At 41.6% G+C, this 13,509-nt stretch carries 15 protein-coding genes; 7 read left to right on the plus strand and 8 right to left on the minus strand.

What is annotated here, in order from left to right:
• Nucleotides 1-268: 268 nt before the first annotated feature.
• Entirely contained in the window at nt 269-808 is a 540-nt protein-coding gene (locus AN392_RS14710) for a gamma carbonic anhydrase family protein (protein WP_008112903.1), read from the plus strand.
• A gap of 1 nt (nt 809) precedes the next feature.
• On the opposite strand, the gene AN392_RS14715 is transcribed toward AN392_RS14710, so the two are convergent.
• Nucleotides 810-1,064, minus strand: a complete 255-nt coding sequence (locus AN392_RS14715) for a DUF1488 domain-containing protein (RefSeq protein ID WP_008467093.1) — start codon at nt 1,062-1,064, stop codon at nt 810-812.
• Entirely contained in the window at nt 1,061-1,885 is an 825-nt protein-coding gene (aroE, locus tag AN392_RS14720; RefSeq protein WP_055013139.1) for a shikimate dehydrogenase, read from the minus strand. The genes AN392_RS14715 and aroE overlap by 4 nt, the downstream gene beginning before the upstream one ends.
• A 52-nt stretch (nt 1,886-1,937) precedes the next feature.
• On the opposite strand from aroE, the gene AN392_RS14725 reads away from it, so the two are divergent.
• Nucleotides 1,938-2,375, plus strand: a complete 438-nt coding sequence (locus AN392_RS14725) for a group II truncated hemoglobin (protein WP_010392770.1) — start codon at nt 1,938-1,940, stop codon at nt 2,373-2,375.
• Between the two features lie 102 nt (nt 2,376-2,477).
• On the plus strand, nt 2,478-4,082 hold the full coding sequence (locus tag AN392_RS14730; RefSeq protein WP_055013140.1) for a methyl-accepting chemotaxis protein: 1,605 nt from the start codon (nt 2,478-2,480) through the stop codon (nt 4,080-4,082).
• Between the two features lie 46 nt (nt 4,083-4,128).
• Here the strand turns inward: AN392_RS14730 and hemF are convergent, their stop codons facing one another.
• From hemF to AN392_RS14760, 6 genes are all read right to left on the minus strand, one after another.
• Nucleotides 4,129-5,046 carry an oxygen-dependent coproporphyrinogen oxidase gene (gene hemF, locus AN392_RS14735; RefSeq protein ID WP_010392766.1) on the minus strand — a complete coding sequence of 306 codons (918 nt, stop codon included), beginning with the start codon at nt 5,044-5,046 and terminating at the stop codon, nt 4,129-4,131.
• Between the two features lie 2 nt (nt 5,047-5,048).
• Nucleotides 5,049-5,612 (minus strand): L-threonylcarbamoyladenylate synthase, encoded by a 564-nt coding sequence (locus AN392_RS14740; protein ID WP_055013141.1) that lies wholly within the window; start codon nt 5,610-5,612, stop codon nt 5,049-5,051.
• 23 nt (nt 5,613-5,635) lie between these two features.
• On the minus strand, nt 5,636-6,211 hold the full coding sequence (locus AN392_RS14745) for a type I DNA topoisomerase (RefSeq protein ID WP_010392760.1): 576 nt from the start codon (nt 6,209-6,211) through the stop codon (nt 5,636-5,638).
• A 111-nt stretch (nt 6,212-6,322) separates the two neighbouring features.
• Nucleotides 6,323-6,796 (minus strand): DUF494 family protein, encoded by a 474-nt coding sequence (locus tag AN392_RS14750; RefSeq protein ID WP_010392756.1) that lies wholly within the window; start codon nt 6,794-6,796, stop codon nt 6,323-6,325.
• A gap of 1 nt (nt 6,797) precedes the next feature.
• Nucleotides 6,798-7,889, minus strand: a complete 1,092-nt coding sequence (gene dprA, locus AN392_RS14755) for a DNA-processing protein DprA (protein ID WP_055013142.1) — start codon at nt 7,887-7,889, stop codon at nt 6,798-6,800.
• A 28-nt stretch (nt 7,890-7,917) separates the two neighbouring features.
• Entirely contained in the window at nt 7,918-9,039 is a 1,122-nt protein-coding gene (locus AN392_RS14760; RefSeq protein ID WP_055013143.1) for a LysM peptidoglycan-binding domain-containing protein, read from the minus strand.
• Nucleotides 9,040-9,158: 119 nt separating this feature from the next.
• Between AN392_RS14760 and def the strand changes: the two genes are divergently transcribed.
• The 4 genes from def to trkA all read left to right on the plus strand — a co-directional run bounded on the left by def (nt 9,159) and on the right by trkA (nt 13,399).
• On the plus strand, nt 9,159-9,665 hold the full coding sequence (def, locus tag AN392_RS14765) for a peptide deformylase (protein WP_008112927.1): 507 nt from the start codon (nt 9,159-9,161) through the stop codon (nt 9,663-9,665).
• A 31-nt stretch (nt 9,666-9,696) separates the two neighbouring features.
• Complete coding sequence (fmt, locus tag AN392_RS14770) at nt 9,697-10,650, plus strand: methionyl-tRNA formyltransferase (protein ID WP_010392748.1); 954 nt, start codon at nt 9,697-9,699, stop codon at nt 10,648-10,650.
• Nucleotides 10,643-11,938, plus strand: coding sequence for a 16S rRNA (cytosine(967)-C(5))-methyltransferase RsmB (gene rsmB, locus AN392_RS14775; protein ID WP_055013144.1), 1,296 nt, complete (start codon nt 10,643-10,645; stop codon nt 11,936-11,938). The genes fmt and rsmB overlap by 8 nt, the downstream gene beginning before the upstream one ends.
• Nucleotides 11,939-12,022: 84 nt before the next feature.
• Nucleotides 12,023-13,399: a Trk system potassium transporter TrkA gene (gene trkA / locus AN392_RS14780; RefSeq protein WP_054202928.1), complete on the plus strand. Its 1,377-nt coding sequence runs from the start codon at nt 12,023-12,025 to the stop codon at nt 13,397-13,399.
• Nucleotides 13,400-13,509: the final 110 nt, after the last annotated feature.

Below are 13,509 nucleotides of genomic sequence, written 5' to 3' on the forward strand. Positions count from 1 at the left end.
AAACTCAAGTTTTATTTAACTCTCTGAGTAGCTCGTGCCTCGCTATGCGTTGGCGTTCCCCGTCTCAGTGGGGTCGCATTATAGGGAGAACAGATTTTTACGCAAGTACTTTTTTAAAGAAAAACTAAAAAAACACACTGTTCGGTTAGTAACTGAGCGAAAGCAGGTGAAACTGGTAGTTTTATAATCAATATAGGCTTTGCTGGCACTAAAATAAGCGCTACTGTTACACTAATACTCTTAATATGTTTAATTTAAAGGTGCATGTATGGCAATACGTTCTTATAAAGGAATCACTCCTGCGTTTAATGAATCTGTTTATGTAGACGAGTCGTCTGTATTAGTCGGTGATATCACTATAGGTGATGATAGCAGTGTATGGCCGTTAGTTGCTGCCCGCGGTGATGTTAACCATATTCGTATTGGTCAGCGTACTAATATACAAGATGGCAGCGTTTTACACTTATCAAGAGCAACAAAGAATAATCCAGACGGCTACCCACTTATTATTGGTGATGATGTAACCGTTGGTCATAAGGTAATGCTACATGGCTGCGTATTAGGTAATCGTATACTCGTGGGTATGGGCGCTATTATTATGGATAATGTGATTGTAGAAGATGAGGTTATTATTGGTGGCGGTGCTTTAGTACCCCCTAATAAGCGTTTAGAATCTGGTTTTTTATATGTAGGTAGCCCAGCAAAACAAGCTCGCCCATTAACAGAGCAAGAGCTGAGCTTTTTAAAAATGTCTGCTGATAATTACGTGCAGCTTAAAGATGAATACTTAGCTGAAGATGCTAGTTAATTTAACTAACTAAACTCACTTCTATTTGACCTGCCGAGTTATAGCATTCATCTTCGATAAGCTGCTCGGCACGTTCTTCATAATCAAAACGGTATTGCTCAAAATAACGCGTTGCATGACTCTCATCGGCTAAATTTAAACTACTGACAGCAATCACACACTCAACTAGCATGCCATTTACTTGTGCAAAAAAAACTAATTGATGAGTTGGCTCTCTAAATTCGAGTCGATCTATAAACTGTATTGCTTGATTCATTTAAGCACTCCCTGCTTTAGTGCAGTAATAACAGGAACAATCTCAGGCATTTTATTTCGCCATACATAATAAGCTTGTGCGGCTTGGCCTACTAGCATACCACTGCCATCTAATAGCTTAGCTGCTTTATTGTGTTCGCTGACCCAATTCATGAATAGCGTATTTTGCGTGGCGTAAAACATATCATAAGCCATTTCACATGTGCTTAAGTGCTTTTCGCTTAACGCAGGTAATTCGTTATTCATGCTGCTCGAAGTTGAGTTAATAACTAAATGATAATCAGTAAAAGGAAGGTCGTCAAAACCATACCCCGAAACATTGCCATTTCCAGTGAAGAGTTTTGCCAATGTTTGGGCTTTGTGTACGGTGCGATTAACAATAACTATCTCTGCAGGATGTTGCTCTAGTAAAGGTAAGATAACTCCTCGAGCAGCGCCACCCGCACCAATGATCAACAAGCGTTTACCTGTTATCGTTATTTTATTGGTCAGTAAGTCGTTAACAAAACCAGTGCCATCAGTGTTATCACCGAGTAAACTGCCATCATCGCGCTTTTTAAGGGTGTTCACTGCGCCTGCCAGTTTAGCAACTGGGGTGAGTTCATCGGCTAAAGCAAAAGCCTGCTCTTTAAAAGGAACAGTGACATTGGCGCCTTTTCCCCCTTGCTCAAAAAAAGCAGCGACTGTTTTTTCAAATCCATCGATAGGTGCTAATATTGCGCGATAGTCGATTTGCTCTCCCAATGATTTTGCAAACTGCTGATGAATAATGGGAGATTTTGAATGTTTGATTGGATTTCCAAAAACCGCATATTTGTCCATTTTAAACAACCTCTTCGCAGTTTTAGTACTGCCTATTAACGATGATAAACTTATGATTAAAAGACTCTTTTCAAGATCAAAGCCGTCTACAACTACGCAAGCACCTACGCCAGATAAAACCCCGTATGAAATCATTGGTGGAGAAGCCCCCACGCGTGCAATTGCTAATAGATTCTACGATATAATGGCCAGTGATGAATACGCTAAACCGTTATATGATATGCATCCTCAACCATTAGACAGAATTCGCCAAGTATTTTTTGAGTTTTTATCCGGTTGGCTTGGTGGGCCTGACCTATTTGTAGAAAAACACGGCCACCCGATGCTGCGTAAACGCCATATGCCGTTCCCTATTGATCAAGACTTACGTGATCAGTGGATGTATTGCATGAATAAGACCTTAGATATAGAAATAGATAACCCTGTGTTACGCGAAGGCTTACGTCAATCACTGGCTCAGCTTGCCAGCCATATGATTAACCAGCATTAACCTACCTCGTTCTTTAATTGGGGATTATTTGCGCTAAGTCAAAATCCGCTTTTCTAAAATATAGATAATACCCTATCAAATAATTAGAAAAGCGTGGCGCGTGTGAAATCAATCCAACATAAAATTTATGCTTTATTAGCTCTAACTGGCGTTATTGTATTAATAGCTAGTATTTTTAGTAGTGCTAGCCAACAGCGCACGCTCGCCCAAGATACGGTGGCAGAAAACATTAAACTGCTTGCCGATAATTATTTTGACTCAATAAACACCATGATGCTAACCGGTACTATGGCTAATCGAGAATTATTGAGCCAAAAGCTACGCAAACACCCTAATATAGAAGATGCTCATATTATTCGCTCCGATATAGTTAATAAACTGTATGGGGCCGGAAATAAAAACCAAACAGCAAGTAATAACAACGAACGCGAAGCACTAAAGGGTAAAGAAAGCTTATTTATAGAGCAAAACACCGATAGCCGCAGTATGACCTACCTACGCCCTATGTATGCTAGCTCTGATTATAAAGGTACTAACTGTTTAGGCTGCCACCAAGCGCAAGAAGGCGATGTACTAGGCGTGGTAAAAATTAGTTACTCCTTAGCTGATATTGATAATGAGGTAACTTACAACACCTTAGTAACCACCAGCCTACTTTCTACTATTTTTATTATTGCCTTTGTGCTGCTAGGTATAGTGTTTAGAAAAATATTTATAGTGCGCCTTAAAAAGCTCGGCCATGCAATGCACTTAGCCACTACCAATAAAGATTTAACCTTACGCATTGAAGATAACGCCGAAGATGAACTCGGCTGGCTTGCCACCAGCTTTAACCAAATGATTGCTACGTTTAAAGATAATATTGCTCAGGTATCTCACTCTTCAAAAGTACTTATTCATTCAGCAGAGAAAATTTATACCTCGGCCGATACCACTGAGCGCGCTATTTTAGAACAAAAGAAAAGTACCGATTCGGTGGCCGCAGCAATTAATGAACTAGAAAGCTCATCCAATGAAGTAAGAAACACCACTCATTTTGCTCAAGAAAAATCTGAGAACAGTAATGAACTAGCACAACAAAGCATGCAGGTTGCTGAGCAAACCGAACTCAGTATCAATCAGTTAGCAGAAGATGTACGCCAAGCGGCAGATCAAGTGAGACAACTACAAGAGCAAACGCTTGAAGTGGGAAAAGTACTTGAGGTGATCAGCAGTATCGCCGAGCAAACAAATTTATTAGCGCTTAATGCTGCCATTGAAGCTGCCCGTGCAGGTGAAGCTGGCCGAGGCTTTGCCGTTGTTGCTGATGAAGTACGTACTTTAGCAACTCGAACTCATGCATCTACTGATGAAATACGTCGCACAATTGATAAGCTGCAGTCAGAAGCCGCGCAAACCGTTAAAACCATGGGGGAGTCCTGTGCAGAGGCAGACGAAAGAGCGCAACAAGTACAGCAAGTTGCACAAGCTTTAAAAGATATTTCAGGGCAAATGAATGAAATAAATGAGCTCAATATACAAATAGCCGATGCAACAGAGCAACAAAACCAAGCTGCTGAAGAAATAAATATAAGTGTTGTTGGTATTAGCGATAACGCCGAGCAATCATTAGTGGATGCCGATGAAAATCAAAAAGTCAGTGAAGAGTTACTCAATTTAGCTCGTTCGTTAGATGAGCAGGTACGCAGTTTTAAACTTAAACAATAATTTTAAAAGCCAGTCAATAAGTAGCTTATTGACTGGCATATCATTCTTAGCCCAGTGCTAACCAATCTCGAGGCTTTAAGAAATCTTTATATAGTAATGCCTCTGCGCTGTCTTCGGCTGGGGTATAGTTATACTCCCAACGGGCTAAAGGTGGCATCGACATTAAAATAGATTCCGTACGGCCACCGCTTTGTAAACCAAACAATGTGCCACGGTCCCAGACTAAATTAAACTCAACATAACGACCACGGCGGTATAATTGGAAGTCGCGCTGCTGCTCGGTGTACTCATCGTTTTTACGACGTTCAATAATAGGAACGTAAGCATCTAAAAAGCCATTACCCACCGATTGCATAAATGCAAAGCTTTGCTCAAAACCTAACTCATTTAAATCGTCAAAAAATAAGCCGCCTACGCCGCGGGTTTCATCACGATGTTTTAAATAAAAGTATTCGTCACACCATTTTTTATATTTTGGATAAACATCATCGCCAAATGGCTGACACACATCGTGCGCAACTTGGTGCCAATGCACTACATCTTCAAGTACAGGGTAAAACGGGGTTAAATCAAAACCACCACCAAACCACCAAATCGGTTCTTCACCTTCTTTTTCGGCAATAAAAAAGCGTACATTGGCATGGCTTGTTGGTATATGTGGGTTTTTAGGATGAATCACTAACGATACACCACACGCATGAAAACTACGTCCTGCAAGTTCAGGTCTATGTGCAGTCGCAGAGCCCGGCATAGAGGCACCAAATACATGAGAGTAATTAACTCCGCCTTGCTCAATCACATTACCATTGGTGATAACGCGAGTACGACCACCGCCGCCCTCTTCTCGCTGCCAGCTGTCTTCAACAAATTGTGCTTTCCCATCTGCTGCTTCTAAGCCTTGGCAAATGGTATCTTGCAAAGCCATAAAGTAGGCTTTTACTTGTTTTAATAATTCGCTTTGCATAGTTAACCTCTGAATATATTGCCTGTTGTGGCATCTTTAATGGTGCTTGGTTGTGTATTACCACCTAATGGTTCATCAACATAAAAACTAACCTGCTCTGCAAAATGCTGCTGCGCCTCAACAATACTTGTTACCGTTGCTTGACCAGTTAAATTTGCACTTGTTGATACCAATGGTTTACCAAACTCTTGGCATAAACGTTTAACTGTAGGATGGTTAGTTACTCTCACTGCAATAGTATCAAATTGCCCTGTTAACCACTTCGGCGTGGTTTTAGCTGCAGGCATAACCCAAGTAATAGCACCAGGCCAACTTGAAAAAATATCAGCGCGCTTGTCCATGGGCAGCTTAGCGTCATCCACGTACTTTAATAATTGCCCGTAATTGTCAGCAATTAAAATAAGCCCTTTTTCAACTGGGCGTTGTTTAATATCAAGTAAACGTTCCACCGCCTGTTGATTGTCAGGATCGCAACCTAAGCCATAAACAGCTTCGGTTGGGTATAAAATAACATCGCCGTTTTCTAAGCTTGTTATTGCAGCAGATAAAGAAGAAAGGTCAGACAAAATTGTCTCCAGAGATATTTACGTTATTCAGTGGCAGCAAACTTATGCATACAGCTTTTTTGTGGACATTGTAACACAACGCCACTCGCGGCTTTTTTCTCAGTAACAACTGGCCAGTCACATACTGGGCACGCTTGAGCTACAGGTTTATGATTAAGCGTATATTTACAGCTTGGGTAACAGTCGCAGGAATAGAATACTTTACCAAACTTATTACTGCGTGAAACTAAATGCCCCTTTTTACATTTAGGGCAACCAACCACAGGCTCTTCACTTGGGGTGTCGTCATCGTCACTGGCAATATAGTGGCATTCAGGATAACCCGTACAACCAATAAACATACCGTAGCGACCATTTTTCACCACCAGCGGCTTGCTACACTCTGGACACTCGCTGTCCTCAAGTACTTTTATTTCATTGCTATCATGATGGGCAAGCGGGCGAATAAAATCGCACTTTGGGTAACTAGCGCAGCCTAAAAAAGGCCCCGACTTACTATTACGAATGACGAGTTCTGAACCACATTGCGGGCATATCTCATATTCTTTTTCTAGGGCGTGTTTATTGGCCGAGAAAAGTGAATGATCGATTTTACTCATGTAAATCCTAGTGGTTGGTGAATTTTCGCCTAATATACCCAAAACCCTTAAAGATACAAGCTATGGCGGTCGGTTTGTTAACGCTGAAAATAATAAAACACCCAATAATGGTTAATGTAACACTTCGCTAGGCTCATCAAAAATAAGATCTTCCATTTGCTCATACGCCTGCTGAGAATCAGGGGCATTAAATAACACCATCAAAATTAACCATTTTAAATCTTCTAAAGTAATGGCTGAATTATCAAGCGCCGCCAAACGATCCATCACCATTTCACGAGTGGTGCTATTAATAACGCCGGTTTGTTCAACAAACATTAAAAAGCCACGGCATTCAGTATCAAGAACGCGACACTCACTATCGGTAAAGATTCGCACTGCATGCTGCTCAGTGGCTAATAAATAAGGCGACTCATTACTATATTGTAATGCGGCAAGTTGATCTAACCAGTCAATAGCTTTGTTTATTTCCGGCTTGTTAAACCCAGCGCGCAGTAGCTCATCAGTAAGCTTACTTTGCTCAACAAAAACATCGCTTTCGCTGTGAACATAGTTTTCAAATAAATACATAAGAATATCAAACATATTATCCTCCAGCGCTTAATTTAATATAGCCGTCTAATACTCGCTCAATTTGATCGTCTAACTCTAAATCAAGCAATCGCGCTTGTACTTTATCAATTGGCCACTGCACTCGACGCATAATATCGTCCACACTGGTCACCTCAAACCCAATACTATTAAGTACCTCGCAATCTGAGGTTACAGCATCAGTTAACTCTTTATAGTTTAGACCAGAAGGGTATGAAAAGTTCATCTCATCAAGGATATCTGCGACGTTCTCAACCAGCTTAGCACCTTGCTTAATTAAAAAGTGGCTAGCTTGTGCAAGCGGATTTTTAATTGAACCGGGTACCGCAAAAACTTCTTTATTTTGTTCAAGCGCGTAACGTACCGTAATTAATGAGCCGCTTTTAATTTCGGCTTCAACAATTAAAACACCTAAAGAGAGCCCTGAAATAATACGATTGCGCCGTGGAAAGTTGTGCGCATTGGCAGCCGTACCAGGCAAAAACTCACTAACCAATAAGCCTGTTGCTAATACTTGCTCTGTGAGTAACTTATGGCGTTTGGGATAGTAAATATCAACGCCTGTCCCTAGCACTGCAATGGTTTTACCATTTCCTGCCAATGCCCCTTTATGGGCAGCGCCGTCAATGCCACGCGCCATACCAGAGGTTACTGTTATGCCAGCAAGCGTTAGCTGATGCGCAAACTCAGCAGCAATTTCAAGCCCCGTAGTCGTTGCGTTTCGGCTACCAACAATGGCTATTTGCGGCGAAGCCAGCAAGCTGATATCTCCTTTACAAAAAAGTAATAATGGCGCACTAGCTATTTGTTTGAGGTATTCTGGGTAGGTGGTATCAAAAATACTAATAACAATAATATTTTGTTGGCTGATCAACTGCTCATAATGTGCAACTTGCTGCCAGTTCGTGTTAAGCAAATTGCTAGCTTGGTGAGCCGTTAAACCCAACGTAACCAACTCACTTTGCGATAAAGAAAACAGCGATGCTAAGCTGTATTGTTTAGACAGGGCTAAGAGCGTTTTAATCCCTAACCCCTTGCATAAGTAAAAGGCAAGCCAATGATTTAACTTGCCACACGATTGCTCCATGTTCCCTCCTAGAACACCGACTCGCTACTTAATGAATAACTGCTAAATCTCCAATGCGAATTGGGTACTGATTTTTAGTGATAAGTGCATAACTAACTTTGTCATACACTTTAAAAATAATCATTTCACCAACTTTTTCTGCTGGCATTTTCCACGTAATGCTATCTTCGTCGCTCTCTGAGCCAAACAACTCGCTAGTAGCGGATACTAGTTTTTCTAAACGACTTGAGTCTTCTGTATAACGCGGACCTCGAGCGCCATCAATTACTTTAGGTGATTGACGTTCAATATCAATTACATGACCTACTTCAACTTGTTGTTCAGAGCCTAAGTTTAGCACCACCACATCCATCGTGCTAAATTCTCTCACTTCACGGGGAGAGGCAATTACATGACCCTGCAGCGGCTGGGTAGGACGATGCATATTAAAGTACACCGGCAGCATCTGTCCTTCCATCGCGGGTAATAAAAAATCACCTTGCTTGATTTCGCGCTTAACTGATTCAACTCTGACTGAGGCAGGTTCACCATTAGCCGCATCACCAGCTCTAAAAGCGCGAGCCATACCCACATAAGATGCTCTACTCGCTAGCTTTTCACCTGTTTTAGGATCGGTGTAAGGCGCCCCTTTATGGTAAATAGCATAAGCCTGGTTGCGCTTTAAGTTACCTTTAACATATAAAATATGATCGATTGTTTGGGTTTTGGTATTTTCGTTTGCACCCAAAATGTAGGGTTTTTCTTTTATCGTATCGCTGTTTATCGCTTGTTCAAACGACAAATACGGTTTAATCAACTCAAGCGGTAACGTGGTGATAGCGTCTTTCCCTTTAGGGGTAATACGCCCCATAGGTGATAGCTTTCTATACGCTTTATTAATCACTAAACGCGGATTACCGTCTGCATCGTAAATTAATGCTAACGCATCGCCCGGGTAAATAAGATGAGGGTTGTCTATTTGCGGGTTCATTTGCCATAACTCAGGCCAAAGCCACGGCTCGTTTAAATATATCGCTGAGATATCCCAAAGCGTGTCACCTTTTTTTACAACGTATTGTTTAGGAGCGTCTTTTTTTATAGTTAGTACATCTGCTAGAACAGGAAAAGCAGCACCTAATGCAAGTATTATTGCAATGAATGGAGATTTCATTGAGCTTCCTCATAGTGTTTTTTCATTATTATTAATCAAAACCTGTTAAAGGGGAACGTGAATGGCTAAAATAAGAACATACGATACCCTAAATTTAAGCATAAGTGTAAAAGGTAACTATGGCTAGGTTAGAAGTTTTAAGATTTCCAGATGAACGTTTACGTACAATCGCAAAAGAAGTAACTGTTGTTGACGACCAAGTACGTGAAATCGTCAAAGATATGCTAGAAACTATGTACGATGAAAATGGTATTGGACTTGCTGCTACGCAAGTTGATATTCATCAACGTATTGTGGTGATTGATGTATCAGAAGAACGCGATGAACCGCTAGTACTTATCAATCCACAAATTATCAAAAAAGATGGCTCTACCGTGAGCGAAGAAGGCTGTTTATCAGTTCCTCACTCGTACGCAAAAGTTGATCGCGCAGAAACCGTCACCGTGGCTGCACTCAACGAAGAAGGTAAAGAGTTTATTCTTGATGCCGACGAATTATTAGCGATTTGTATTCAGCATGAGCTTGATCACCTTCAAGGTAAATTATTTATTGATTATTTATCTCCATTAAAGCGCCAACGCATCCGTAAAAAGCTTGAAAAAGAAGCGAAGTTTGCAGCGCAATAATAAGCACCTTAGTAAATAATTAGGAAACTCAGTGACACAACCATTACGCATTATATTTGCCGGTACGCCGGACTTTGCTGCACGCCATCTGCAAGCACTCATCAATAGTGAACACCAAATTGTGGGCGTTTACAGTCAACCAGATCGTCCAGCGGGTCGCGGAAAAAAGCTAAAAGCCAGTGAAGTAAAAGCGCTTGCACTAGAACATGACCTCCCTGTTTTTCAGCCGCAATCTCTCAAAACAGATGAAGCACTTGAGGAATTAAACAGCCTCAATGCCGATATTATGATTGTGGTTGCCTACGGTTTAATTTTACCTAAAGCCATTTTAGATGCCCCGCGTTTAGGGTGTTTAAATGTGCATGGTTCTATTTTACCTCGCTGGCGTGGTGCCGCACCTATTCAACGTGCTATTTGGGCAGGCGATCAGCAAACTGGTGTAACGATAATGCAAATGGATGAAGGGCTAGATACCGGCGATATGCTGCATATTAGCCGCTGCCCTATTGATAATACTGAAACCAGTGCCAGCTTATACACTAAGCTTGCTGAACTCGGGCCTGATGCATTAATCGATACCATAAATCGTTTAGCCAACGGGGAAATAACGCCTGAACCACAAAACGATACCGATGCCAATTACGCTAAAAAACTCTCAAAAGACGAAGCCAACATTGATTGGTCTATGGATGCCGAGCAAATCGAGCGAAACATTCGTGCCTTTAACCCATGGCCAGTATGCTTTACCCAAATGAGTGGTAATACGGTAAAAATATACCAAGCAAATGTGGTTGAACAATCAGGCGCAGCTGGCACTGTCTTAGCAAGTGATAAAAACGGTATCGTTGTGGCTTGTGGTAAACACGCTTTATCTATTGGCGAATTACAGCCACAAGGCAAAAAGCCAATGGCAATTAATGATTTTTTAAACGGTCGTAGCGATTGGGTCACACCCGGCACTGTATTAGGCGAAAATAATGAGTAATGTAAGCAATGTCAGAGCGCTAGCCGCTGAAACTTTATATAACGTGGTTGATAAAGGCGCATCGCTTAATCAAGAACTTCCTTTCGCTAGCCAAGGCCTATCACCTAAAGATAAAGCCTTACTGCAGCAAATTTGCTACGGAGTATTACGTTACTTACCTAGCCTAGAAAATTATTGCCAGCATCTAGTCGAGCAACCGCTTAAAGGCAAACGTCGTATTTTCCAGTTTTTATTGTATGTGGGCATTTACCAACTACAACACATGCGTGTACCGCCGCATGCAGCAATTAGCGAAACGGTTAATGCGTTACAACAATTGCGCGCTCTTGGCTTAAAAGGGCTTATTAACGCCATTTTACGAAGCTTTCAACGTCAGCAAGTTGAGCTTGAAGAAAAAGCCAAACAAATTCCGGTATGTTTATACAACCATCCAAACTGGTTTATAAAGCAAGTAAAAGAAGCCTATCCAGATCACTGGGAAGACATTCTAGAAGCAAACCAACAGCAAGCGCCAATGTGGCTGCGAGTGAATCAATCGCAGTTTAGCACCCAAGAATATAGCGAAATGCTAACCGCTAACGATATTGAACACACTCTAAACCCTGATTTTATTGATGGCATTAAACTAAGCAAACCACGCGATGTGTTTTCACTTCCTGAGTTTGATACCGGTGTTTGTTCAGTACAAGATGCGGCAGCGCAGCTTGCAGCTCGCTACCTAGACCCACAAAATGGTGATGCAATACTTGATGCCTGTGCAGCGCCTGGTGGTAAAACCTGCCATATTTTAGAGCTTGCCGATGCAGATGTGCTCGCGCTTGATAGCGATGCCACACGATTAGAACGTGTTAAACAAAACTTAGAACGAATTGGTTTGGGCGCCGACTTACAATGTGGTGATGCATCGCAACCTCACACTTGGTGGGATGAAGAGCAGTTTGATCGTATTTTGTTAGATGTACCCTGCTCTGCAACGGGCGTAATTCGTCGTCATCCAGATATAAAATGGCTACGTCGCGCATCCGACATTAACGACTTATCGACCCTACAAGGCGATATACTCGATAGCATTTGGCCATTGTTAAAACCAGGCGGCACATTAGTGTATGCAACTTGCTCGGTACTTCCTCAAGAAAACCAACAACAAGTTGCTAAGTTTTTAGCTAATAACGACGATGTGGAGCATATTCCTCTGCACAGCGAAGACACAAAAACCACACCAGGCTTACAGCTGTTACCAGGTGAAAGTGACGGTTTTTACTACGCTAAATTAGTTAAAAAAGCCTAGTATTGCCACGTAACACATTTAACTACCTCGCTTTTGAGGTAGTTATTATTTTGATGTAATTAGTATTAATAATACGGGTACATAATGAAAATAATCATACTCGGTGCTGGGCAAGTTGGCGGCACACTCGCAGAAAACTTAGTGGGTGAACAAAACGAAATAACCGTAGTTGATATCGACGGTAACCGCTTGCGTGAACTGCAAGATAAATACGATTTACAAGGTGTTGCAGGCCACGGCGCCCACCCTGACGTGTTGAGTCGCGCAGGAGCTGAAGATGCCGATATGATTATCGCCGTAACCAGCTCAGATGAAGTAAACATGGTGGCATGCCAAGTTGCTTACAGTATTTTTAATACGCCAACCAAAATTGCCCGCATTCGCTCTGAGCAATATTTAAAATACCGCGAAAAGCTCTTTCATAATGATGATTTACCTGTCGATCATTACATAGCCCCAGAAGCACTCGTAACTAAATATATTCGCCGTTTGATAGATTACCCTGGTGCATTACAGGTACTACAATTTGCCGACGGCATGCTCTCTTTAGTAGCTGTAAAAGCCTACTATGGCGGTTTATTAGTAGGCTACGCCTTATCTACACTTAAGCAACATATTCCTAATGTAGAAACCCGGGTAGCCGCTATTTATCGTCAAGGCAAGGCAATAAAACCGCAGGGTACTACCGTAATAGAAGCCGACGATGAAGTATTTTTTATTGCCGCCACCAAACATATTCGTGCGGTAATGAACGAGCTACAAAAACTGGAACGCTCGTACAAAAAAATTATGATAGCCGGTGGCGGTAATATTGGTGCAGGCCTTGCTCGCTCACTAGAAAGAAACCACAGCGTTAAATTATTAGAACGCAGTAAAGAGCGCGCAGAGCAACTCTCTGAAATGCTAGACAACACCGTGGTATTTTGTGGTGATGCGTCCGATCAAGAGCTGCTCTCTGAAGAACACATTGAACAAGTTGATGTTTTTATTGCCGTTACTAACGATGATGAAGTGAATATTATGTCGGCCATGCTCGCAAAACGCATGGGGGCACAAAAGACCATGGTGCTTATTCAACGAGGTGCTTACGTTGATTTAGTACAGGGCGGCGAAATAGATATTGCTATTTCACCACAACAAGCGACTATTTCTGCGTTACTTACGCACGTTCGCCGAGGCGACATTGTAAACGTGTATTCTCTACGTAAAGGGGCTGCAGAAGCCATAGAGGCAGTTGCCCATGGTGATGAAAACACATCTAAAGTAGTGGGTCGCGCGATTGCAGATATTAAATTGCCAGCAGGTACCACAATAGGTGCAATTGTGCGTAATGACGATGTGCTCATTGCCCACGACGACACGATAATTCTATCAGGCGATCATGTAATTATGTTCTTAATTGATAAAAAGCACATTAACGTGGTTGAAAAGTTATTCCAAGTTAGCGCAATCTTTTTATAAGTAATCCCTCCTTTTTATTCACAACGTGCTTGTAAGTAAAAAGGAGAACACTTAAACCTAAATGAAAATCATTATCAAAAGCATTTACTAATAAAGAAAAATCCATTAGT

This window comes from Pseudoalteromonas sp. P1-16-1b (genome assembly GCF_001401785.1).
GTDB classification, from domain to species: Bacteria; Pseudomonadota; Gammaproteobacteria; order Enterobacterales; family Alteromonadaceae; genus Pseudoalteromonas; species Pseudoalteromonas undina.

Coding starts and splice junctions, on each gene's coding strand:
- AN392_RS14710 (WP_008112903.1), top strand. CDS start 269: ATGGCAATACGTTCTTATAAAGGAATCACTCCTGCGTTTAATGAATCT.
- AN392_RS14715 (WP_008467093.1), bottom strand. CDS start 1,064: ATGAATCAAGCAATACAGTTTATAGATCGACTCGAATTTAGAGAGCCA.
- aroE (WP_055013139.1), bottom strand. CDS start 1,885: ATGGACAAATATGCGGTTTTTGGAAATCCAATCAAACATTCAAAATCT.
- AN392_RS14725 (WP_010392770.1), top strand. CDS start 1,938: ATGATTAAAAGACTCTTTTCAAGATCAAAGCCGTCTACAACTACGCAA.
- hemF (WP_010392766.1), bottom strand. CDS start 5,046: ATGCAAAGCGAATTATTAAAACAAGTAAAAGCCTACTTTATGGCTTTG.
- AN392_RS14745 (WP_010392760.1), bottom strand. CDS start 6,211: ATGAGTAAAATCGATCATTCACTTTTCTCGGCCAATAAACACGCCCTA.
- AN392_RS14750 (WP_010392756.1), bottom strand. CDS start 6,796: ATGTTTGATATTCTTATGTATTTATTTGAAAACTATGTTCACAGCGAA.
- dprA (WP_055013142.1), bottom strand. CDS start 7,889: ATGGAGCAATCGTGTGGCAAGTTAAATCATTGGCTTGCCTTTTACTTA.
- AN392_RS14760 (WP_055013143.1), bottom strand. CDS start 9,039: ATGAAATCTCCATTCATTGCAATAATACTTGCATTAGGTGCTGCTTTT.
- def (WP_008112927.1), top strand. CDS start 9,159: ATGGCTAGGTTAGAAGTTTTAAGATTTCCAGATGAACGTTTACGTACA.
- rsmB (WP_055013144.1), top strand. CDS start 10,643: ATGAGTAATGTAAGCAATGTCAGAGCGCTAGCCGCTGAAACTTTATAT.
- trkA (WP_054202928.1), top strand. CDS start 12,023: ATGAAAATAATCATACTCGGTGCTGGGCAAGTTGGCGGCACACTCGCA.